At 68.0% G+C, this 23,152-nt stretch carries 20 protein-coding genes; 11 read left to right on the top strand and 9 right to left on the bottom strand.

Going from position 1 to position 23,152, the window contains the following annotated elements:
- The first annotated feature begins 88 nt into the window (after positions 1–88).
- Together ku and LX13_RS08350 are read left to right on the top strand one after the other, a co-directional pair.
- Positions 89–1,030: a non-homologous end joining protein Ku gene (gene ku / locus LX13_RS08355; RefSeq protein ID WP_253660878.1), complete on the top strand. Its 942-nt coding sequence runs from the start codon at positions 89–91 to the stop codon at positions 1,028–1,030.
- A 123-nt stretch (positions 1,031–1,153) separates the two neighbouring features.
- Positions 1,154–2,023 carry an AurF N-oxygenase family protein gene (locus tag LX13_RS08350; protein ID WP_253661787.1) on the top strand — a complete coding sequence of 290 codons (870 nt, stop codon included), beginning with the start codon at positions 1,154–1,156 and terminating at the stop codon, positions 2,021–2,023.
- Positions 2,024–2,085: 62 nt separating this feature from the next.
- On the opposite strand, the gene LX13_RS08345 is transcribed toward LX13_RS08350, so the two are convergent.
- Genes LX13_RS08345 through LX13_RS08330 form a run of 4 tightly spaced genes read right to left on the bottom strand, consistent with a single transcriptional unit; the run spans position 2,086 to position 6,510 of the window.
- Positions 2,086–3,723, bottom strand: a complete 1,638-nt coding sequence (locus LX13_RS08345) for an FAD-dependent oxidoreductase (RefSeq protein WP_253660877.1) — start codon at positions 3,721–3,723, stop codon at positions 2,086–2,088.
- Positions 3,724–3,781: 58 nt separating this feature from the next.
- Complete coding sequence (locus tag LX13_RS08340) at positions 3,782–4,402, bottom strand: TetR/AcrR family transcriptional regulator (protein ID WP_253660876.1); 621 nt, start codon at positions 4,400–4,402, stop codon at positions 3,782–3,784.
- Between the two features lie 24 nt (positions 4,403–4,426).
- Positions 4,427–5,446 (bottom strand): crotonase/enoyl-CoA hydratase family protein, encoded by a 1,020-nt coding sequence (locus tag LX13_RS08335; protein ID WP_253660875.1) that lies wholly within the window; start codon positions 5,444–5,446, stop codon positions 4,427–4,429.
- Positions 5,443–6,510: a hypothetical protein gene (locus LX13_RS08330; protein WP_253660874.1), complete on the bottom strand. Its 1,068-nt coding sequence runs from the start codon at positions 6,508–6,510 to the stop codon at positions 5,443–5,445. Before LX13_RS08330 ends, LX13_RS08335 begins: the two co-directional genes overlap by 4 nt.
- 259 nt (positions 6,511–6,769) lie before the next feature.
- On the opposite strand from LX13_RS08330, the gene LX13_RS08325 reads away from it, so the two are divergent.
- Complete coding sequence (locus LX13_RS08325; RefSeq protein WP_253660873.1) at positions 6,770–9,577, top strand: ATP-binding cassette domain-containing protein; 2,808 nt, start codon at positions 6,770–6,772, stop codon at positions 9,575–9,577.
- A 129-nt stretch (positions 9,578–9,706) separates the two neighbouring features.
- A complete protein-coding gene (locus LX13_RS08320; RefSeq protein WP_253660872.1) occupies positions 9,707–11,212 on the top strand; it encodes a flavin-containing monooxygenase in 1,506 nt (501 codons plus the stop codon).
- Here LX13_RS08320 and LX13_RS08315 read toward each other — a convergent pair.
- Positions 11,199–11,987, bottom strand: coding sequence for an alpha/beta fold hydrolase (locus tag LX13_RS08315; protein ID WP_253660871.1), 789 nt, complete (start codon positions 11,985–11,987; stop codon positions 11,199–11,201). The two genes, LX13_RS08320 and LX13_RS08315, sit on opposite strands and share 14 nt — an antisense overlap.
- Before the next feature lie 94 nt (positions 11,988–12,081).
- Between LX13_RS08315 and LX13_RS08310 the strand changes: the two genes are divergently transcribed.
- Complete coding sequence (locus LX13_RS08310; RefSeq protein WP_253660870.1) at positions 12,082–13,617, top strand: hypothetical protein; 1,536 nt, start codon at positions 12,082–12,084, stop codon at positions 13,615–13,617.
- On the opposite strand, the gene LX13_RS08305 is transcribed toward LX13_RS08310, so the two are convergent.
- Positions 13,618–14,058, bottom strand: a complete 441-nt coding sequence (locus tag LX13_RS08305; protein WP_253660869.1) for a hypothetical protein — start codon at positions 14,056–14,058, stop codon at positions 13,618–13,620. It lies immediately after the preceding gene.
- 174 nt (positions 14,059–14,232) lie between these two features.
- Positions 14,233–14,940, bottom strand: coding sequence for a DUF2071 domain-containing protein (locus LX13_RS08300; RefSeq protein WP_253660868.1), 708 nt, complete (start codon positions 14,938–14,940; stop codon positions 14,233–14,235).
- An 84-nt stretch (positions 14,941–15,024) separates the two neighbouring features.
- Here LX13_RS08300 and LX13_RS08295 point away from each other — a divergent pair, with 84 nt between their 5' ends.
- Positions 15,025–16,365, top strand: coding sequence for an MFS transporter (locus LX13_RS08295; RefSeq protein WP_253660867.1), 1,341 nt, complete (start codon positions 15,025–15,027; stop codon positions 16,363–16,365).
- Here the strand turns inward: LX13_RS08295 and LX13_RS08290 are convergent.
- Positions 16,353–17,261 (bottom strand): LysR family transcriptional regulator ArgP, encoded by a 909-nt coding sequence (locus tag LX13_RS08290; RefSeq protein WP_253660866.1) that lies wholly within the window; start codon positions 17,259–17,261, stop codon positions 16,353–16,355. The two genes, LX13_RS08295 and LX13_RS08290, sit on opposite strands and share 13 nt — an antisense overlap.
- A 72-nt stretch (positions 17,262–17,333) precedes the next feature.
- Here LX13_RS08290 and LX13_RS08285 point away from each other — a divergent pair, with 72 nt between their 5' ends.
- Positions 17,334–17,954, top strand: coding sequence for a LysE/ArgO family amino acid transporter (locus LX13_RS08285; RefSeq protein WP_253660865.1), 621 nt, complete (start codon positions 17,334–17,336; stop codon positions 17,952–17,954).
- Here the strand turns inward: LX13_RS08285 and LX13_RS08280 are convergent, their stop codons facing one another.
- Complete coding sequence (locus LX13_RS08280; RefSeq protein WP_253660864.1) at positions 17,955–19,262, bottom strand: EAL domain-containing protein; 1,308 nt, start codon at positions 19,260–19,262, stop codon at positions 17,955–17,957.
- Positions 19,263–19,622: 360 nt separating this feature from the next.
- Here LX13_RS08280 and LX13_RS08275 point away from each other — a divergent pair, with 360 nt between their 5' ends.
- The 4 genes from LX13_RS08275 (at position 19,623) to LX13_RS08260 (ending at position 23,141) form a co-directional block, all read left to right on the top strand.
- Positions 19,623–20,090, top strand: a complete 468-nt coding sequence (locus LX13_RS08275) for a DUF4334 domain-containing protein (RefSeq protein WP_253660863.1) — start codon at positions 19,623–19,625, stop codon at positions 20,088–20,090.
- A gap of 101 nt (positions 20,091–20,191) precedes the next feature.
- On the top strand, positions 20,192–21,100 hold the full coding sequence (locus LX13_RS08270; protein WP_253660862.1) for an ABC transporter ATP-binding protein: 909 nt from the start codon (positions 20,192–20,194) through the stop codon (positions 21,098–21,100).
- The gene (locus tag LX13_RS08265) at positions 21,097–21,894 is read left to right on the top strand and encodes an ABC transporter permease (protein WP_253660861.1); all 798 of its coding nucleotides are present in this window, start codon (positions 21,097–21,099) and stop codon (positions 21,892–21,894) included. Before LX13_RS08270 ends, LX13_RS08265 begins: the two co-directional genes overlap by 4 nt.
- 50 nt (positions 21,895–21,944) lie before the next feature.
- Positions 21,945–23,141, top strand: a complete 1,197-nt coding sequence (locus LX13_RS08260; protein WP_253660860.1) for a sensor histidine kinase — start codon at positions 21,945–21,947, stop codon at positions 23,139–23,141.
- The last annotated feature ends 11 nt before the right edge of the window (positions 23,142–23,152 follow it).

Here is a 23,152-nt window from a genome sequence, read left to right as displayed (position 1 = left end):
ATGCCCGTGCGCGCCGGGGACAAACAGGAGGTCACGGAATGCACACAGGGGGCTGCGCCGGGAGCACGGTGTCGGCACAATGATGTCCATGCGCTCGATCTGGAAAGGCGATCTGAGCTTTGGCCTGGTGAACGTACCGGTCAAGGTCTATTCGGCGACGGAGAGCCACGACCGCAGCTCGCACCAGGTCGACTCCAAGGACGGCACCCGGATCCGGTACCGCAAGGTCCGCGAGGGAACCGACGACGAGATCCAGTTCTCCGACATCGCCAACGCGTACGAGAGCGACAGCGGCGAGACGGTCATCCTCACCAAGTCCGACCTCGCCGAGCTGCCGGTGCAACGCAGCCCCGAGATCTCGATCACCGGGTTCGTCCCGCGCGAGCAGATCGACCCGATCTACTACGACAAGCCGTACTACCTCGAGCCGGCGTCCAAGTCGCCCAAGGCCTACGTGCTCCTTCGTCAGGCCCTCGCCGACACCGACCGCGTGGCCGTCGTGACGTTCACCCTGCGCAATCGCACCCGGCTGGCCGCGTTGCGGGTCGTCGGCAACGTGATGACCCTGCAGACGCTGCTCTGGCCCGACGAGGTCCGGCAGGCCGACTTCCCGTCGCTCGAGGAGGAGCCGACCATCCGTCCGCAGGAACTCGAGATGGCCGCGTCGCTCATCGACAGCATGGCCGGCGACTTCGACCCGTCCGAACACGAGGACACCTACCAGCTCGAGCTCTCGAAGCTGATCGAGGCGAAAGCCGAAGGCACCGAGGCGTTCCCGACCCCGGAGAAGTCCGATTCCGACGACGACGAGGACTCCGAGGTCGCCGACCTGCTCGCCGCGCTGCGGGCATCGGTGAAGAACCGCGGTGGCTCCGACGAGTCGGAATCTTCGGAGAAGAAGGCGCCGGCCGCCAAGGCCCCCGCGAAGAAGGCGGCCGCGAAGAAGGCCCCGGCCAAGAAGGCGGCGGCGAAGAAGACCACCGCCAAGAAGGCCCCCGCGAAGAAGGCCGCCGAGCGCAAGGCCGGCTGAGACCCTCTCGAATCGCTCGACTCTTGCCGATCTCACGATCGCGTATACAGTGACACTGATGAATGGCACATTCAACGGTGGGAGTATCACGTGACCGTGCTGCAGAGTTCGCTGGATCGGGGCATGGACCAGATCTCGAGTCGTCTGGTGGAGTCGTCGACGCGATCGTCGCGCAACGCGATGTCCGAGATCGACTGGGACCTGGCCCTGGACCCGTCGCTGTACGCGTGTCGCCCGGAGTGGTCGGCGCTCTACGGGACCGAGTACTGGGACGAACTGACCACCGAGCAGCGGGTCCGGCTGACCCGCCACGAGTTCGCGTCGGTCATGACCATCGGCATCTGGTTCGAGATGATGCTGCAGGAGATGATCATCCGCGATCAGCGGTCGTCCGACTACCACTCTCCGGAGTTCCAGTTCGCCATGACCGAGGTCGCCGACGAGTGCAGGCACTCGCTGATGTTCGCGCTCGCGTCGCAGAAGATGGTCGGGACGTCGTACCACCCGTCACGCCGTGTGGCGCGGATGGGCAAGGTCTTCATGAACACTGCCAAGAACGAGGTGGCGTACGCGGGGATCCTGATCGCCGAGGAGATCCTCGACGTCATGCAGCGCGGTTCCATCGGCGACGACACCGTGTTGCCGATGATCCACACGGTCAACGAGATCCACGTCCTCGAGGAGTCCCGGCACATGCGGTTCGCGCGTGAACAGGTGCGCGAGTCGATGGCCGGCGTCGGACGCCTGCGACGCGAGACCAGTGCCGTGCTCGTGGCGCTCGGCGCCGAGATGATCGTGCTCAATCTCGTTCGCCCGCAGGCGTTCGTCGACGCGGGGTTGGACAAACACCGCGCGGTCGGGGCGATGCTCTCCAACGAGCACCGACACCGGATGCTGCGGGGCGGCTGCGTACACCTGATGCAGTTCCTCGACGAGGTCGGACTTCTGACCCCCACCGCCGAGAAGATCTACCGGCGGACACATCTGCTGTAGAGATCTGGGCTGTCCCGACCGGCTCGGCGGCGAAACTCTGCGGTCACGGCTCCGGCATGGACCTATGGCCGATGCCGGCCCGCCGAGAGCCGACTTTCGCCGGCGGCGGAATCGAGTCCTGTTGGCATGGCGCCCTTGTCGGGTACGTGGACCATCGCCTCCTCCGCCATCGCGGTGATGGTGAGACTCGGGTTGACGCCGGCGTTGGCGGGAACGGTGGACCCGTCGGTGATGAGGAGATCGCGATAGCCGAAGGCACGTCGGTATCGGTCGACGACACCGTGTTCGGGCCCGTCTGCGATCACCGCGCCGCCCAGGATGTGCGCTGTGGTCGGACGGGCCAGCAGTGATTCGGTGATCGCCGTCGACCCGTACCCGCCGATGTGGCGCAGCGCGGACTCGGCGATGGTCCGCGCGATCGGCAGATCGCCCTCGGGTGCTGGACCGTCACCGAGTGTTGTGTTGATGCGGCCGAATCGATGTCGGCGTCGTAGCCGTAACGCGGTGTCGGTGCTCTGCATGATCGTGAACACCACCGACCGCCTCGACCAACCCGACATGCGGGTCGGACTGAGCCAACGCAGTGGACGTGTCAACACGGCCACGACGAATTGCGCCAGGCGCATCCGTCCTCCGGTGAGCGGCCCGAACGTGAGACCCATCGCATCGCCGCCGAGACCGTAGGTGTTGTTGGTGAAGTGGATCTGATCGGTGGGATGGATGCTGGTCGTGATGGCAATGTCGCTGCGCAGGTCGGCGGCCCGGTCGCCGGCTGTCACCGCGACGATGGCCTCACTGTTTGTCCGCACGAGGTGTCCCAGCCGATCGGACAGACGCGGCAGCGAACCCCGATCACGCAGTTTCCGCAGCAGGAGATTCGTGCCCAGGGCGCCGCCCGCGATGACCACGCCACGGGTGGTGACAGTGCGCCGATCGCGGCGCAGGACTGCGCCGGATCGCACGGTCGTGACGGTGTACCCGTCGGATCCGTCGGCCGCGCCGATCGGGGTGATGTCGACGACGGTGCGACCGGGTTCGATTCGTGCGCCACGCTTCTCGGCCAGGTATAGGTAGTTCTTCTCGAGGGTGTTCTTGGCGTTGTGTCGGCAACCGAGCATGCACTGACCGCAGCGGATGCAGCCGGCGCGATCGGGTCCGTCGCCTCCGAAGTAGGGGTCGGCGACGCGGACGCCCGGCTCGCCGAGGAAGACCCCCACGTCGGTCGGATGGCATCGGTCCGCCACGCCGAGGTCGTCGGCGATCGCGCGCATCAGGGTCTCGCTCGGACCGTCGCCGGCGAAGGTCGTGACGCCCAACATGCGTTTTGCGGTGTCGAAGTGCGGGGCGAGCGCAGACCGCCAATCGGCCAGCTCGGACCACTGCGGGTGCCGGTAGAAGTCGTCGGAGTGCGGGACGTAGAGGGTGTTCCCATAGACCAGGGAGCCACCGCCGACGCCGACCCCGCTGATGACCGTCACGTGCGAGAACGGGGTCATGGCCATGATGCCGTGCAGCCCCACGAAGGGCGCCCAGAGCAGTTTGCCCACCTGCCAGGCGCTGGCCGCGAAGTCGGCGTCGGCGAAGCGGCGGCCCTTCTCGACGACGGTGACGTCGTACCCCTTCTCGGCCAGACGCAGCGCCGCGACGCTCCCACCGAAACCGGAACCGACGACGATCCAGTCGTCCTGACACTGCGTCACGGCAGGCATTCTCCTCAATGTGATGACAAGCGTCATCACATTAGCGCAGTGGTCTCGATCAGCGCAGGGAGTCGGCGATGGCCACCAGAACCCGGGTGGAGGCAGAGACGAGCACGGCGCGGTCGGTGGCGTACCCCTCGATCAGCCATGCGGTACCGACCTGACGGATGCCGCCCACCGCCGAGGTCATCAGCACCCGGCGTTCGTCGTCGTGGTCGGTGACGGACGGATCGACACGGATCTGCGAAGCGAGCAGGTCGCCGAACCGGTTGAGGGTCTCGAGATACAGCTGGTCGACCCGCCGGCTGACGCCGAGGACCTCGAGCCAGACCACCCGCGCCACCAGGGGATCCTCGGTGACGCGGAAGAACGCGTCGAGTCCGTGGCGGGCGAGCGTCGCCGGATCGGCATCGGGCGGCAGCGCCGACAGTTCGGTGACCACCGCCGACATCATCGTCTCGACGCACTCGGCGTACACCGCGAGCAGCAGGTCCTCCAGGGTGGGGAACTGCTCGTAGAAGTAGCGGTCGGCCACCTTGGCGTCGCGGCACACCCCGCGCACCGTCGCCGCGCGGAAGCCCACCGATCCGAAGATCTCGAGTCCCGCATCCAGGAGTTGTCGCCGTCGCCGGTCGTCGCGCGCGACGCGCGTCTCGCCTCCGTAGCTCCGGGTGCTCATCCTGGTTGTATACCCGACCGACGGTCAGGACTTCTTCTGATCCCCGAACGCCTCGTCGCGCTCGCGGACGGCCTGGCGGAAGCCCACTGTGGCCGAACGGGTCTGGAACGCGTACCCCTCACGGCTGTGTCGCGACACCCCGTCGAAGACGGTGCTGATCAACGCCGAATTGGCGATGCCCTGGGCGTTCAGGGCGGAGTTCAGGGCCAACTTGATCATCATCAACTGGTTGACCGGCATCTGGGCGATGCGGGCGACGTAGTCTTCGACGAGCTGATCGAGTTCCTCGGCGGGGGCGGCGTCGACGGCGAGTCCCCAGTCCAGGGCCTGCTTTCCGGTGATGCAGTCGCCGGTGAACAGCAACCGCTTGGCGCGCTGGTCCCCGATGCGGTGCGCCCACAACCCGGTGGCCGGGACACCCCACACGCGGGTGGGTGGGTAGCCGATCTTGGTGTCGTCGGCGGCGATGATCTGGTCACAGTGCAGGGCGATGTCGGTGCCGCCGGCCACGCAGAAGCCGTGCAGCTTGACGACGACGGGCTTGTTGGCGTGCATCAGGCTCGCGAAGCCGCGGTTGTAGCGACTCATCATGGCGTAGTCGATCATCGGATCCCAGACGCCGCTCGGATCATGGTTCGCTGCTTGCACTCTCGGGTCCAACGGGGTGTCGCGGACGCGGTCGGGGCCGTCCCCCTCGGGCCGTTGGCTCCGCTCGGCGAATGCTCCGAGGTCGTAGCCGCCGCAGAACCCCTTGCCCCGACCGGACAACAGGATGACGTGCACGCGCGGATCGAGGTCGGCGCGCTCGACCGACGCCACGAGATCGAGCGGGGTGTCGGCGGTGATCGCGTTGCCCTGCCTGGGCCGGTTGAAGGTGATCCGAGCGATGCGCCCGGTCACCTCATAGGTGAGTGTCGGGAACTCCAGTGAATCCGGCGGGGGAGTGTCGCGGGTCGCCGCGTAGAGCGAGTCGATGCCCTCGTCCCAGCCCTCGCGCCACGCCGCCGGCCGCTCGGCCGCGGTCTTCTCGCTGTCGGTGCTCATCGCTGCAGTCCTTCGTCGTCGGTCGGGTCGTCCACCGGGGGATCGTCGTCGATCTTCCCGCCTCGGCGCGCGCGGTGTCGGAGAATCAGCGTCCCGCACCCGAGGACAACCAACGTCAGCAGCCCGGCGACCGCCGCCCACAGGATGGAGCGTGCGATCAGCGGGGCGTTGTCGCGGGCGAGGACGACCTGGCGGTCGGTCGCATCCACCGACGCGGGCGGGGTGAGCGAGGCCTCCGGTCCCAGGTCGGCCTGTGCCGCGGCGATGTTGCCGTCGATGGACTTGAGGACAGTGGTCAACTGTCCGAACGACTTCGACAGCGTGCCCGCTGCCTCGACCGCTCGCGGTCGGGCCGACGACAATGTGCCGAACCCGTCGCTGAGCTGGGTTGCCGACCGTCGGGCCGAACCGATGGCCCCGTCGACACTGCCCGCCGCCGACCGCGCCGACGGACCCAACCCCGCGAGCGCACCCTGCAGACCGGCCACCCCGCCGGTCGCCGAGGTGAGACTGCGCGCCGCGCTCTGCAACGACCGCAGCGCCGGGAGACTCGAGCGGGCCCCCGGGATGGCGTTGGACTGCACCGCAGCGACGACCCGGTCGATCAACGCGCTCAGCGGACCGACCGCGCTCGACAGCGACGACACCTGCGTCAACGCCTTCGAGGCGGCGGTGGTCGCCCGGGACACGTCGTCCCCGGCGGCCGACAGCGACGGCGCCTGCTGCAGCGCGGTGGCCAACTGCTGGGCGCCGGTGCGGGCGGTGTCGACGGAGTCGAAGACCTGCCCGACACCCGTCGTCAGCGTGGTGATGGTGGCGGTACCGCCGGAGACGGCCGCGGTGAGGAAGCTGAACAGGAGCTTGGCCTCAGACAGCGAATCGCGTGCGGACTGGACCTTCTCCGGGCGCGGGTCGGCGGTCTGCGGGGCGGTGATCGGCCGCGACGGCGCACCGGCGGCGAAGACCGATCCGCCGACGATCGCGGACACCAGCACCACGGCCAGGAACACCGGCACCCGTCCGGGCAGGCGGGAGAGCATCGCCGTCACCTCATTCTTCGACACGCTGAGCAACGGGACCGGCGGTCGGCCCACCTCAGACTAGGTACCTCCCGACGCCGGCCCGCGCACGTCGTCGACGGGGTCGCCGGGCGAACTCGCAGCGTTTCCTCAGAATCGAGGTGCCGGACGAGGTCGGGACATCCCCGATCCCTCGCGGATTCTGGCGAAACCCTCAGACGACACGTCGTCGGCGAACCCGGACACCGCTGCTCTGGCACCCTGGAACGGACACCATCTGTACCGAATCGAGAGGACGGTGACCATGAGTTCCGTCCTGGACTCCGATCGGGTGCTGCAGGAACCGCAGCGCAAGCGCATCCGTCGCCCCATCACCGCGATCGAGGCCGCCGAGGCCGCGGCCTTCGCCGATGTCGCCGCCGCGATCTGCGTGCTCAGCCGGGTGCTGCCCATCGCGGGCGCCGCCATCCTGGTCTCGTCGATCCCGTTCGCGTTGCTCGGAGCCCGCCGCCGACTCCGCGTGGGTCTCCTCGCCGGTGCCACCGGCTGGATCGTCGCCCTGCTGTTCGGCGGCTACGGCACCGCGAACATGGTGGGCTCCGCGGCGGTGATGGGCATCTTCTGCGGCATCGCGATCCGGCGTCGCTGGTCGGCCCCGACGACGTTCGGGGTCTCGATCGTCGCACTGGGGATCCCGGCGGCGGTGCTCTTCACCGGCCTGCTGGCGGTGTTCAGCACCTACCGCGAGTTCATGTTCGACCAGATCCGCAACGGCGTGGGCGGTACCGCCCGCATCCTGTCCAACGCCGGGTTCACCGACGTGCAGTCGCTCGACCGCGCCGTGACCGCAGCACTTCGGGTCTGGCCGATCACCATCAGTGTCGGCACCCTGCTCGGAGTGGTGCTGGCCGCGATGGCGACCGCGGTGGTGGTCCGCGCGCCGGTGGTCTCGCTGATGAAGCGCCTGGGCGAGCCCGTCACCGACTCCGTCGGCGAGGAGACGGGCCTCATCGCCCCGGTGCCCGTGTCGCTGCGCGATGTGTCGGTCACCCATCCCGGTGCGATCACGCCGACGATCTCCGGCATCAACGCCGACATCGGCGTCGGCGGACTCGTCAGCGTCACCGGCCGCAACGGTGCGGGCAAGTCCACACTCGCGGGCGTCATCTCGGGCCGCAGACCCACGATGGGCAGCGTGTTCCGTCGCGGCAACCCCGGACTCGGTGCGCCCGGCGGCACCGCGGTCATCGGTCAGCGACCCGAGACCAGCGTCCTCGGACTGCAGGTGGGCGACGACCTCGCCTGGGGCGACCCGCATCTCACCCCGCAGCAGGCGACCGGTCTGCTCGAGCGGGTGGGACTGAACGTGGGCCTCGACGCCGAGACCGCGCGACTGTCCGGCGGACAGCTGCAACGCCTCGCGATCGCCGGTGCTCTGGCCCGGGACCCGCAGCTGCTGGTCAGCGACGAGAGCACCGCGATGGTCGACAAGTCCGGTCGCGATGAGCTGATGGGCGTCTACCGCGGACTGGCCGACGCGGGCACGACCATCGTCCACATCACCCACGATGCCGACGAGATCGAGAAGTCCGACCACACGATCGCCGTTCCCGGCGGTGACACCGCGACCCACGAGGCGCCGGCGTCGGCGCGCGGTCGGATGGCGGCGGGCGGCGGCCGCATCGACGTCCACGGTCTGCGCTTCGCCCACGACAGCGGCACCCCCTGGCACCGCGACGTCCTCGCGCAGGTGGATCTGACCATCGCCGCGGGTCAGACGGTCCTGATCACCGGTGCGAACGGTGCGGGCAAGTCGACACTGGCCCGCCTGTTGGCCGGTATCGAGCGGCCCGACGAGGGAGTCGTCCTGCTCGACGGCGTCCCGGTGCAGAACAACCGCACCGGCGCCCTGTTCGGGCATCAGTACGCACGGCTGTCGCTGGTTCGGGCGCGCGTGCGGGACGACATCGCCGACGCCGCCGGTCTCATCTCGTCGACGAATCCGGTGATCGCAGAATCCCTGCGCGAGATGGGTCTCGACCGGTCGATCGCCGACCAGCGCGTCGACAACCTCAGCGTGGGACAGCAGCGACGGGTCGCGCTCGCCGGTCTGCTCGCCGCGCGACCGCGGGTGCTCGTGCTCGACGAACCGCTCGCCGGTCTCGACGAGCCGTCCCGGGTGGCCATGGTGACCGCACTCGCCCGGGTGCGGGCGTCGGGCACGACGTTGATCGTCGTCACCCACGACGTCGACGAGCTCACGCCGATCGCCGACCGACTCCTCGAGGTCCCGCAGATCGTGCCCGGCCCGGTCCGGCTCGCGCGGTCGTCGAGGGCGTCGTTGGCCGGGGTGGTCGGGCGGGTGCTGCCCGGGACGTCGCCGGCGAAGCGGTTGTGGGTGGGGAGCAAGGTCTTCGCGATCGCCGCGCTCGCGCTGATGTTCGGGATCAACCCCACGTGGGTGAGCGTCGCCGCCGCGGTGATCATCGCGGTCGCCTGGACGGCGGCCGGACGCATACCCGTGGCCGCGCTCCCGCGGCTGCCGTGGTGGATCTTCCTGGTCATGCTCGGCGGTGGGTTCGTCACCGCCATGGGGGGTGGGAAGCCGTTCGTGACGGTAGCCGGGGTCGAACTGGGTCTCGGCGGCGCGAGCACGTGGGCGATCCTGATCTCCATCACCATCATCTCGTTCTACGTGTCGCTGTTGTTCTGCTGGACGACGCCGATGGTCGAGGTGCCCGCGTTCTCGCAGCGACTGGTCGGATACGCGGCGAAGATCGGCGTCCCGGCGCAGTCGGTGGCGGTGTCGGTGACCGTCGCGCTGCGACTGCTGCCGTTCATGATCGGTGACTTCCGGGTGTTGCTGCAGACGGTGGCGCAGCGACGGGCACCCGGACAGCGTTCGGTGCGTGACCGGGCCGAACAGTGGTCGGCGTGCATGCCGATCGCGTGTGCGCTGGCCGCGCAGAACGCACGTGAGGTCGCCGCGTCGATGGACAACCGTGGTGGCATCGGCTCGGTGTCGCGGCCCGACCGACGCCCCGGACTGCTCGACGTGGCGGTGATCGCGGGGATCGTCGCGATCGTCACCGCAGCCCTCGTACTGGGGTGATACACCGACGTACCATTGAAGGCGTCACGCTATTGAAATTTGGTCAATAAGCGCGCTATTGTCAGAAAGTCAATAACTGGTCGACCCGTGGACAGCCCCGCCGGACCGGCCGCATCGAGAGGGTGAGCAATGACGCAAGCATCTGAGCAGCGCAGTGATTCCGCAGTCGAGTTCCGCGATGTCCTGATCATCGGAGCCGGTCTGTCCGGCATCAACGCCGCCTACCGCGTCCACGAACGCAATCCCGGTCTGAGTTACGCGATCCTCGAGCGTCGCGAGAACATCGGCGGTACCTGGGACCTCTTCCGCTACCCCGGCGTCCGCTCCGACAGCGACATCTACACGCTCAGCTACCCCTACCGTCCGTGGGAGGGCGAGCGCAGCATCGCCGACGGCGGTGACATCCGTCAGTACCTCGTCGACACGGCTCGCGAGTTCGGCATCGACAAGAACATCCGGCACGGCGTGCACGTGCTGCGCGCCGACTTCGACCGCACCGTGGACCGGTGGACGGTCGACGCGACGGTCGACGGCACCCCGGTCACCTACTCGTCGCGCTTCCTCTACCTGTGCACCGGGTACTACGACTACGACGGCGGCTACACCCCGGACTTCCCCGGGATCGACGACTTCGCGGGCACCGTCGTGCACCCGCAGCAGTGGCCGGAGAACCTCGACTACACGGGCAAGAAGGTGGTCGTCATCGGCAGTGGCGCGACCGCCATCACGCTCATCCCCACCATGTCTCGCGACGCCGAGCACGTGACGATGCTGCAGCGCTCGCCCACCTACATCACGGTGCTGCCGCTGGTGGACAAGAACGCTCAGCGGTTGCGGAAGGTGTTGCCCGCAAAACTCGCCCACCGGGTGATTCGCCAGAAGAACGCCGGTGTCGCGCTCGGGTTCTATCTCTTCTGCCGACGCTTCCCGGACCGCGCGCGAAAGCTGTTGCGCGGACTGGCCACCCGAATCCTCCCCGAGGGCTACGACGTGGACAAGCACTTCAACCCGACCTACAACCCGTGGGATCAGCGTCTGTGCGTGATCCCGGACGCCGACCTGTTCCGTGCCATCAAGTCCGGTAAGGCCGACGTCGTCACCGACCACATCGACCACTTCGACTCTGCCGGAATCGCATTGACGTCCGGTCAGCATCTCGACGCCGACATCGTCGTCACCGCGACCGGCCTGCAGGTGTTGGCGTTCGGCGGCATCGATCTCAGTATCGACGGCGCAGAACTCAAGCCGAACGAGAAGTTCCTCTACCGCGGGCGCATGCTCGAGGAGGTCCCGAACTTCGCGTGGTCGCTGGGCTACACCAACGCCTCGTGGACGCTGCGGGCCGACGTCACCGCGAAGTCGGTGGCCGAGCTGATCCATTACATGGACAAGCACGGTTACACCCACGCCTACCCGGATCGTGGTGGACAGACGCTGCCCGAGGTGCCGGCTCTCGATCTGCAGTCGGGCTACATCCAGCGTGCGATCGACGAGTTGCCGAAGTCGTCCACGGCCCGGCCGTGGACCTTCCGGCAGAACGTGTTGCTGGACAACATCGACGCCCGCCGCGACAAGATCACCGAGTCGATGCAGTTCGGTACCGCGAAGGTGGGCTCGGGCGTCAGTTCACGCTGAGGAACGGCGCGACCTCGGCCAATATCTCCTCGGACGCGGCCGGGGTCGACGCATGGTCGCGGCCGGGGACGATGAGCATCCGTGCGTCGGGGATCGTCTCGACAACGTGCTCGGTGTCGGCGAGTCGGGTGTCGTCGTCTGCGCCGACGAACGCGAGCGTCGGATGGGGTAGGGCAGCGAGTGCGGCATCGGGTACGCCGGGGTCGCGGTCGAGTTCACGCATGTAGGCGGCCAGGGCCGTTGCGTCGTTGACCGAGAACGCCATTCGTGTGGCCGGGTCCACCGGTGTGCCCCGCTGCTCTTCCCATCGCGCGATGAATGCGTCCATCCCGTCGTCGGCCAGGACCGCCGCGCACCCGGGAAAGAACAGCGCGTCGAACGCACCCGCCTGGACGCGACTGCTGGTGCCGCCGAGCACCAGCCGCCGGACCCGATCGGGCGCCGAGGTGGCCATCGAGAGCGCGACCCGCGAGCCCAACGAGTAGCCGAACACGTCGGCACGGTCGATTCCCTCCTCGTCGAGAACCGCGAGGACATCACCGACCAACAGATCCATCGCGTAGGCGCTCGACGAATGCGGTTTGTCGCTTCGTCCGTGCCCCCGGAAGTCGATGAGCAGCAACCGATGTGAGTCCCGCAGAGCGGCGACGTATCCGAATGCGCGCCACATGGCCTGCGACAGCGCAGTCGCGTGCAACATCACCATCGGCGGTCCGTCACCGACGGTGCGATAGCTGACGGACACGTTGTCGGCAGGGTTGGTTGCTCGATCCACGACTACACAATGCACCACGGTGGCGAGCACACCGCTCTTGCCGTCGTCGGCGTCACGGGCGTACCTTCGCTGACATGACTCTGCAGAAAGGCGCATGACGCGCCTTCGCACCCTCACGGTGCTCGTCGACGAACTGCTCATAGAAGACGGAGCGATTCCGCCTCCTCGGGTCGGTTCGATCAGCTCACTTCCGCTCCGGTTCTCGGAGCAACCTTCCGATGGTGACCGCACAACCGTCATCCACGCACGACTCGAACCGCAACGGACGGCTCCGCGGGCCGGCGACGATGATCTGTGCTGGAGCGGTCTGCTCCGTGGCGACGGATGGACGGCGAGCTGGTCGGGCGATCGGCCCCGTGTCGGCCAGGTCGAACTGAGCGGACGGTTCGTCAGTCTCTACGAGATCGGGTCGTCATCACCCGATGTGCGGGGTCGGGTGACGCGAATCCGGTTGCTGAACAACCGCTATCGTGCGAGTGATCACACCCCGCCGCGGTGGGAGCCGACACCGGGATGTCGTGTCGGCGACGATGTCGCTGCGGCGCCACGATTCTTCGACCGGCAGGCACTGTGGACCGAGCCGGTTGACCGTTCGACCACCATCGAGGTCCCGGTGGGCGTTCTGGTCGAGCTGGATCTCGACGACGTCCCGCCCCCGACACCGCGACCGGACGTGGTGCCCGGCGACGTCTCCTGCGCCGACGACACCGTGTGGGCAGTCGACACGCAGCTGCCGCTCGTCGTTCGTCTGGACTCGAGCGGCACTGCGTCGCAACATCTTCTACCCGGAGCCGTCGGTGCGCACGCGCGCCGAGTCCACGCGACGCCCACCGGTTGCTGGGTGGTCGGCACCGATGGTGTGTACCGCTGCGCACCGGATGCGCAACCCCGGCTGGTCGCGGGCGAACCGGTGTCGGTGGCCGCGGTGGTCGGCGAGACGTTGCTGACGTGCACCCACGACAGCGGATGGTGGCTGCACACCCCGGGCCGCGAACCCCTCGCGGTCGAGGACTGTCCCGGTTCGGTGAGTGCGGCAACGGGTTTCGGAGATGACTTCCTCTTGCTCGTCATCACCGGACACCGAGGTGCCGACCGGGAGACGGAGTATCGACTGGTCCGCGTCACCACGTCCGGTGACGTCGAGATCGGTCCGGTGAACAGCCTGCCGGACATGGACGCCCGGCCACTGCTGGGTGGCGATCCGGTGCACGTCATATCCGGCTCCGACATCGCGAAGGTGCACGACGACCTCTTGGTCGGTGACGCTGCGCGGCTGCCGCGCATGCATTTCGGCGGTGGCAGCGCCGGCCGACATCTGTGGACGGTGTCGCATCCCAGTGGTCGCACCGGGTGCACCGGTCGGTGGCCCACCGATCACTCCGACCCGGCAGGCGACACCAGGCAGTACTGGCTGCTCGAACTGATGGATCCGACCACGATGGAGGTGGTCCGCGCCGCGCCGATCTTCACGAGTGGCCCACGCGTGGCATCCGATTCGGGCGGACGCATCTGGGTCGTCGCCGACGGATTGCGCCTGCTGAGCACCGATCCGATGCGGGAGCCCGAACCGATCGATCTCCCGAATCTGCTTCGCAGAGCGCACCCGTCGACGACGTCCGGCACGCCTTGATCAGCCGCGGTACTCCGTGTCGATGGTCAGCTTCTGCCCCCCGACGAACTGCGCCCTGGGCTTCACCGTCACGTCGTAGACACCGGGCTTTCCGGGGCTGACCACGTCGCGACCCGGGAGTCCCACGGGACCCGGTCCGGTCAGGTGACGCGTGAAGGTCGTGACGTGGCCGTCGGCGCGGCTGGTGAACACGAAGTCGACGTCGAGTGAGCACGGTGCCACACCGACCAGGACACCGCCGGCCTGCAGATCCACCTGGTCGGGGTAGTGGCCCAGTGAGGCGTCGAGTTCGCCGGCGCAGAATCCCTGGCTCGCGAGCGTGTACACCGTGGTGCTGGTGATCCCGGTGGCGGCCGACGCCGTTCCGGTACCGATCGTGGCCGTCGCCGCGATGGCGATGAAGGTCCCGGCAATGGTGGTCGCGGTTCGTGCTGCGGTCATGTTCGAACATGTCCTCTCGTGACGGGTGAGCGAGACAACCAGGTAGTTGCCCATACGAAAGATCGTCGGCGCGGGCGAGTCCGTTACCGGTCGCCTGACGATGTCAGCTGTGCCCGGCTCGAGACGGGCTCCCGGACCACCGTGACCGGTGAGAAATACGGGTCGTTCCCGCTGCTATCGGGTTCTGACCGGATTCCAGACCGCGGGCACATCGCGCATCACGAGCACGCTGTCGAGTTCGGCGGAACCGGAGGGCAGGTTGTCGAACAGCGAGGCACGCACACTCACCGGGGTGGTCGGCTCGACCCGCCACGCATCGGTGTCCAGCCGCAACCCGTCGAGATCACCCTTCTTCGATGCGGGCGACCATCCGGTGCTGCCGGCGCGGAAGAACTCCGATGCCTCGTCGATGCTCCCGAGGACACTGTTCGACAACGTGGTGGACAACCGGACGTCGGCATCGACGGTGTCGGTGGGTGTGGTCATACGTAGCGCGATGCGTTCCGGCGACTCGTCGCTCGCGATGGCCGCCTTCGTGTGTACACCGGGAAATAGTCGTCCGCCCAGCGCCACCGCGGTCCGTGACGCACTGAACCGGCGGGTGATGAACACTCCCCGGGACGGCGTGCCGTCGGACGATGTCCACTCGACGGCAACACGTTCGGCGGCGTTCTCCCCGCCCCATCCCAGCACCGTGGGTACGCCGACCGGAGCCATGCGGGCGAGGCGGATCATGCAGATCCCCGCGATCGCGACCCCGTCGACGACCTGCACGCGGAAGCCGTCGGGCAGCCAGGTCTGCGCCAGCGCCGGGTCGACCCGGTAGTTGATCAGCATCCGACGCTCGATCGTTGCGTTCATACGTCCCAGTGACAGCGGCATGTCGAAACTGTACGTCCATTCCAGACGGCGACGGTGGAAGAAATCGGGTCGCTGACCGCCCGCCGATTCGGGCATGCTGAACCCGTGAGCGCCCCGCCTGAGGAGAAGACGAGCGCCAGGGCGACGCGCTACCCGCGGGCTCTGGCGCCGTTCGCGCGCACCCAGTACCGCTTCCTCGCGATGGGCCTCGTACTGGCCATGTTCGCCGACGGCATCTGGACGGTGGGCGTCGTGTGGCAGGTGATCGCCCTGGGCGGTGGCCCGGTCCAGCTGTCGTTCGTCACCGGCATCGCGGCGGTCGGGATGGTGGCATCCACGCTGTTCGGTGGGGTGTTGGCCGACCGGATGTCGCAGCGCACCATCCTGATCGCGTTGGAGCTGATCAAGCTGACGGCCATCGGTGCGGTGGGTGTGCTCGCAGCCGCCGGTGCGCTCGACCTGCCGATGCTGATGGTGGTGGCGCTGGTCGGCGGCGTCACCACCGGTATCTACTACCCGGCATACTCGGCACTGCTGCCCGCGCTGGTGCCGCCGAACGAGCTCATGGCGGCCAACGGGATCGAGGGCACGCTCCGTCCGGTGATCCTCAGTGCCGCCGGCCCGGCCATGGCCGGCGGTCTGATCGCCGTCTCGTCTCCCGCGTTGGCGATCATCGGATCCGCCTGTGCCAGTGCCGGATCAGCGGTGCTCTACGTGTTCATGCGGCGAGTCCCCGCGCGCCGCGTTGCCGAGCCCGACCCCACTGGCACCCGCCCGGTGCGGTCCACGCTGTCCGACATCGCCGCGGGGTTCTCGTACATGTGGCGCACGCCGTGGTTGCTCTCGACGCTGTTGTTTGCCTCGATCCTGGTGATGATGACGATGGGACCCATCGAGGTCCTGGTGCCGTTCGCGATGCGGGACAGGTTCGGCGGGGACGCCGGATCGCACGCGATGGTGTTGGCGGCGTTCGGTTTCGGTGGCGCCATCGGATCACTGCTGATGGCGTCGCTGCCGATGCCGCGGCGCTACCTCAGCGTGATGTTCGCGATCTGGGGCGTCAGCAGCCTGCCGATGGTGGTGTTCGCGTTCGGCGACCGGCTCATCGCCTTCGCGGTCGCCGGTTTCGTGATGGGCCTCGCGCTCGACTGTCCGATGGTGATCTGGGGGACGTTGCTGCAGCGTCGCGTCCCACCGGAGATGCTCGGCCGGGTCGCGAGCCTCGACTTCTTCGTCTCGATCGCGTTCATGCCCATCTCCATGGCGGTGGCCGCGCCCGTCGCGGCCGGCATCGGTCTGACCGCGACCTTCCTCATCGGCGGGCTCGTGCCGGTACCGCTGGCCGTGATCGCCTTTGCCTGGGCTCGACTGCATCGGGACGAGATCGCGAACCCACTGAGCAACGAGACCGCCGCGGCCGATCCACTGGCGGCTCAGACCAGGTAGTCGGCGGCCGCGGCGACGATGAGTGCGGTCAGCTCGTCGATCAGCGGCGAGTTCAACGTCCAGTGCTGCCAATACAATTCGATGTCGACGTGGTGTTCGGACAGCTGAGTCACCGTGCCCGCCGCCAGGGCGTCGGCGATCTGGGCCTGTGGGACGGTGCCCCACCCCGCGCCCAGTTCGACGGCGCGGTGATACTCCGTCGAGGAGGGGATGTACGTCGTCGGCGGTGCAATGGCGGCGCGGGTGTGGCGGCGGATCAGTGCCGCCATGATGGTGTCCTTCCGATCGAAGGCGACCATCGGCGCGCGGGCCAGGTCACGCGACTGCAGGCCGTCCGGGAACCAGTGCGCAGCGAACTCGGTGTTGGCGACGGCCAGATACCGGGTCGCCCCCAGGCGCCGGGTCGTGCAACCGCGGACCGTGTGCGGGTCAGAGGTCAACGCGCCCAACACCGTTCCTGTTCGGAGGAATTCGGTGTTGTGACTCTCGTCGTCGCGGAGCACCTCGACCGCCACGGCGAATCGCTCCTGCATTGCGACGATGACCGGCAGCAGCCAGATGGCGAGGGAATCCGCGTTGCTCGCGATCGGGAGGTGGACACGCGGCCGGTCGCGCGGGTCCGTGTGCTCACCGTCGGCCTCGCCCGTGAGCTCGGCGAAGGCGCTGGTCGTCAACAGATCCCACTGCTTGGCCAGGCGGAGCAACACCTCACCATCGGCGGTGGCGACCGCCGGCTTGGTGCGCTGGACCAGCACCCGACCGACCGACGTCTCCAGGGCCTTGATCCGTTGACTGACCGCCGACGGAGTGATGTGCAGCGACCGCGCCGCGGCCTCGAAGGTCCCGCCCCGGACCACCGCCGCCAACGTCGCCAGGCCGTCGCTGTTGATCGTCATGAACAGCGATTCTAATGATTCGTGAAAAACATTCGCTGGATTCATCCAGGCAGCGCTCCTACCGTTGCCGATATGAACGCACTGCTCACCGCCGGGGCCGGTCTGATGACCGGAGCCGCACTGATCATCGCCATCGGGCCGCAGAACGTGCTCGTCCTGCGCACCGGCGTGGCCCGACGCCATGTGGTGTCGGTGCTGGCGGTCTGCACGGTGTCGGACCTGATCCTGATCACGGCCGGAGTCGCGGGTCTCGGTGCGTTGGTGTCGGGACATCCGACGCTGGTCACGGTCACGGTCGCGACCGTGGTCGGTGGCGGTTACGTCATCGTGCTCGGGCTGTTGGCGGCCCGACGCAGTCTCGCGCCATCGGCGATGACGATCACCTCCGGCGGCATCGGCGGCAGGTGGGCGACGATCGGTACGGCGATGGCGCTGACCTGGCTGAACCCGCACGTCTACCTCGATACGGTGCTGACTCTGGGCGCCATCGCGAACAGCCATGGACCGCAGGGCAAGTGGGAGTTCGCGGTCGGGGCAGGGATCGCCAGCGTCGTCTGGTTCGCGGCCCTCGCCCTCGCGGCGGTCAAGCTCGCGCCCCTGTTCGCCCGCCCCCGCGCCTGGCGGATCCTCGATGCGCTGGTCGCGGCGATCATGGTGACCATCGGCGCGAGCCTGATCATCTCGGTGTGGTGATCAGCCCCGCGACAGATCGGCGGCGATCGACCGCGCTGTGTCGGCGACCACGGCGCGGTCGGTGGTGACCGACCAGCGGTAGCTGTCGGTCGGGTCGACCGGTGCGTCGACGCCGCGGCCGAGGACCGCGATCGCGTAGTCGGCGCCGATCGCGGCCACCGCGAACACCCCGTCGCCGGAGTCGGTCGGCGTCGCCGGGCCGTAGACGCCGGGGATCGGACGCTGTCCCAGACCGGCCCCGGACAGACCGACCAGGTGATGACGGCGGGCCATGGCGCGGTAGCGCGCACCGAGTTCGGCACCGACGTGTCGTGGGCCCCGCAGCGCGGCGACGACGCATCCGGGCGCGTACTCGATGGCGGCGCTGTTCTCCACCACCTCGCACATCGCGATGACGTCGGCGAGCGGCCCGACGGTGGACGGACTATCGGTGAGGATGGCGCCCAGCGGCCGGATGCTGCCGCGCTCGCGCGAGATCAGTTCGGGACGCGGACCGGTCAGCGGAGCGAGATCCGGTAGGGGCCCGGGACGCCCGTAGAGGAAGCCCTGCCCCAGGGTCGCACCCATGCGATCAGCGCAGGCCGCATCGAAGTCCTGCTCGATGCCCTCGGCGAGCACGGTGGCCCCGTGGCGGCGCGCATAGTCCGCGGTCGCGCTGATCACGGTCGCGGTCTCGACCGAGACGTCGGTCATCTGGGTGATGTCGCGGTCGAGTTTCACCACGTCCGGCGCGATCACGTCGAGCAGTGCGACGCACTCCGGACGGGAGCCGACGTCGTCGAGAGCGATGCCGAACGAGTTGCGGCGCGCCCACGCCACCGTCGCGAGCATGGCGGGTGGATCGGACAACAGGGTTCGCTCGGTCAGTTCGAGGATGATCTGGGTGTCGTCGTCGAGGACCTCGTGCAGCAGGTCGTCGGCCGATCCCCACGGCGGGGGAGTGGACATCGAGTGCGGCTCGACATTGATGAAGAGGTACCGCGACGGATCCATCCGGTGGGCGCGGGTGAGCTCCACCGCACGGCGGCGACACCACCAGTCGAGTCCGGGCAGGGAGCCCTCACGACGAGCCAGGTCGAAGGCGTCGGCGGGGTTGATCCCGGGGAACTCGGGCCAGCGCGCCAGGGCCTCGAACCCGATGATGCGGCGTCCGCCCAGTTCGACCACCGGCTGGAACACCGGTACCACGCCGGAGGGGTCGTTGAGAATCTGCGCCATACCGTTCGCGCCCCCGGCGAGATCGTCTGTATACGACAACTCGGCCCCACCCGTCTTCTCCTTCTGCGCGCGCAGAAGAACGTCCGTCACTCGTGCGATGAATTGTTGATCGACCCGAATACACGATGGTGACGAGTCGATATCCCCCGTTGGAGCGGTCCCCGACACCGCTGAAGCCGACGATACCCTCCGATATCGGAAAAGCCAGGTGAGGCGCCGAATTTCGCAAATGAGTGCTCCGTGTCACGCCTGACCTGTGATTTCTCACCACGTCCGATTAATGGACACTATTTTTCAGGTGTGTCCACATAGCGATGCGTATTCGCACAATTGTTGATCTTCTGCTTCGAATTCAATTCACGTTCTGCAATGTGTACATATTTGCGACTGCCGTGAGCGGACGCCGTCCGGGGCTTCCGGAGGTGTGACGCACGTCCTATCGTGTGGGGCATGGACGTCACCGCCGCAGTCGAGAAGTTCACCGCCATCGCAGCGTCCGGAGAGGTGAGCACCACCGATCTGCTCGACGAGATCTGGGCGCCGCTGCCGACGGTCGCGGTCGAGGAGATGCTCGGGGCGTGGCGGGGAGGTGAGCTCCCGTCCGGTCACGCGATGGACGGGGCGCTCGACAAGGCCCGCTGGTACGGCAAGACCTTCAACTCGGTCACCGACGTCAAGCCGCTCATCTGCCGTGACGAATCCGGCGAGCTCTTCTCGAACGTCGACCTGGGCAAGGGCGAGGCGAGCCTCTGGCCGGTCGAGTTCCGTGGCGAGGTGACCGCGTCGATGGTCTACGACGGCCAGCCCGTGATCGACCACTTCAAGCGGGTGGACGAGCAGACCGTCATGGGGATCATGAACGGCAAGAGCAGCCTCGTCCGCGACCACCATTACTACTTCTACCTGCGCAGGGACTGACCACCGTCGGTCGGAGGACGCCGGCGGGTCCACCGATCGGTTGATCGCGGTGTAACCGACCGGTGGATGTCGTCGGCCGCGCATCCGACGACGGTGGACTCATGACGATCATTCGAGTCGAGCAGTTGAGCAAGACGTATCCGGGCGGCCGTGGAGTCGTCGATGTCGGCTTCACCGTCGACGAGGGCGAGATCTTCGGGATCCTCGGACCCAACGGGGCAGGCAAGACCACGACGGTCGAGTGCATCGGTGGGCTCCGGACTCGCGACGGGGGCGTCATCGACGTCGCCGGATTCGATCCGGGTGCCGACCCTGTCGGTCTCCGAGAGGTGTTGGGGATCCAGCTGCAGGAGTCGACCCTGCCGGACAAGATCCGGGTCGACGAGGCGCTGGCGCTGTTCGGGTCGTTCCACGACGATCCGGCGGACGCCGGCGAACTGGCCGAGCGCCTGGGCCTCGCCCCGCACGGGCGAATGCAGTACAGCAAACTGTCCGGCGGGCAGAAGCAACGCCTGTCGGTGGCGCTCGCCCTGATCGGCAGGCCCCGCGTCGCCATCCTGGACGAGCTGACGACCGGCCTGGACCCGCAGGCGCGCCGCGACGTGTGGGGGCTCCTCGAAGACCTACGGTCCACCGGCGTGACCCTGCTGCTGGTGTCGCATTTCATGGAGGAAGCGCAGCGCCTCTGCGACCGCGTGGCGGTGATCGACGGCGGCCGGATCGCCGCGATCGGGTCGCCGGACGACCTCGCGGACCGGGCCGGGGGTCAGGTCATGGTCTTCACCCCGTCGGCACCGGTCGACCTCGAACGCCTTCGGGCACTCACCTCGGTCGTCGGTGTCGAAGCGCGCGGTGGGCAGCTCCATGTCAGCGGCGGTGACGACGTCGTCGCCGAGGTCATCGTCGAACTCCGTGCGCAGGGAGTCGCCGCCGCGCACCTGCGAGTGGACCGACCCACCCTCGATGACGCATTCGTGTCACTCGTGTCCGACGGAAAGGTGAATCGATGAGCACCACAACAGCACTGACCACCACGCCCGACAAGCGCACGTCGCGGAGCGCGATGCCCCGAGGGCTGCGCGGCCTGCTGGTCTCCGAGTCGCGACTGATGTTGCGCAACCCGGCGTTGATCGCATGGGTCGCCGCGATCCCGGTGATCGCCTCGATCGTCCTCGGCGCCCTGCCGGCGACCAGGGAGCCGCGCGCCGGACTGGACGGCTCGAGTTGGTTCACGGTGTACCAACCGATCCTCATCATGTTCTCGGCGGTCCTGCTCAGCGTGCAGATCCTGCCCGACGTCCTGACCCGCTACCGCGAGATGGGCATCCTCAAACGTCTGCGCACCACCCCGGCGTCGCCGTCGGCGTTGCTCGCCGCCCAGGTGATCCTCGCGGTGGTCGTCGAGGTGGTGGTCGCGGCGGTGATGGTGTTCGTGCCCGCAGCGTTCGGCGCACCGCTGCCCCGGAACATGACGGGCTTCGTGATCGCGTTCGCCTTCTCCACCGGCGCCATGCTCGCGATCGGGATGGTCCTGGCGAGCGCATTCCGTAGCAACAAGGTCGCAGGTGCGGTGGGCACCGTGCTGTTCTTCGCATTGCAGTTCTTCGCCGGACTGTGGATCCCGCGAGCCACGATGCCGGGATGGTTGCGCGGGATCTCCGACGCCACACCCACCGGCGCCGCGGTCGGGTCGCTGACCGACGCCGTCGACGGCGCCTGGCCACAACTGCTCCACCTCGGGGTGCTCGCAGCGTGGATGGTCGTCCTCGCGGCGGTCGCGGTACGCATCTTCCGATGGGAATGAGCGCGACGGCGAAGCCGCGACGAACCGACGATCCGTGGGAGTATCAGCACATGCGTGACCACGACGCACACCCGCCGCAGCCCCTGAACTGGGACCGTTTCGACATCGCGCCCGTGCTGCTCGTCGTCATCCCCGGCGGTCTGCTCCTGGCGTCACTGCTCATCAGCGTGCTGACCGGGACGACGTCATCCGGGTGGTCACCAGGCCTGCTCATCACGGTGTCGGTCGTGGCGTTCGCACTGCAGTGCACGTGGATCCGACGCGCGACGCTGTCGATGCCCGCCCGCGGTCTGATCTTCGTCGCGCAGTTCGCGGTGACCGCCGCCCTGATCTGGGCGAGCCCGTTCTTCGGCATCTACGCCTTCATGGGATACATGACAGCGTTGATGATGTTCTCCGGCGTCGCACTCTGGACGGCCATGAGCGCCAACGCCGTTCTGGCCGCGGTCTCACAGATCGGCGGGTTCCCGCAGATCCCCCAGGCCTGGCCGGCGATGATCGTGCTCGTCGGTATCAACACCGGACTGGTGGTGTTGTTCAGTTGGGTGGGGGCCCGGCGCGATCGTGAGGTCGCCGAACGCGAGGCCGCGGTCACGGCTCTCGAAGAGGCACAGCAGCGCAATACCGTTCTGCAGGAACAGCTTCTCGAACGGGCACGCGAGCGCGGGGTGCTCGAGGAACGCGCCCGGCTCTCCCGGGAGATCCACGACACGGTGGCCCAGGATCTCGTCGCGATCGTCAGTCAACTGGAGGCCATCGACGGCGACTCCGACTGGGTCGGCCGTGTCGAGACCGCGAAGACGCTGGCCCGTTCCGGTCTGGGGGAGGCCCGGCGCGCGGTCTACGCGTTGCGGTCGCCCATGCTGGACTCGCAACCCCTTCCGCTGGCCCTGAGTGAACTCGTGAACGCCTGGGCGACAGTGCATCACCTGCGCGCCCGCATCGACATCGACGGCGATCCGGTGCCCACCGACGACGACCAGAACCTGCTTCGGATCTGTCAGGAGGCGCTGTCGAACGTCTCCCGGCATGCCCACGCGACGTCGGTGGACGTCTCCCTGTCCTACGTGGAGGAAGGCGTTCTGCTGGACATCAAGGACGACGGCCACGGCTTCGATCCGGTGGGGCTTCACGAGGGCAACGGACTACGGGGCATGCGCGAGCGGGTCTCGTCGTCCGGTGGCACGGTGGACATCTCGGCCACGCCGGGTGCGGGCTGTCTGGTCAGTGCGGTGGTGCCGGCGTGAGCGGCCCGAGG

Source organism: Williamsia maris (assembly GCF_024171815.1).
Taxonomy (GTDB): domain Bacteria; phylum Actinomycetota; class Actinomycetes; order Mycobacteriales; family Mycobacteriaceae; genus Williamsia_A; species Williamsia_A maris.
This window is presented reverse-complemented; position numbering and strand designations above follow the sequence as displayed.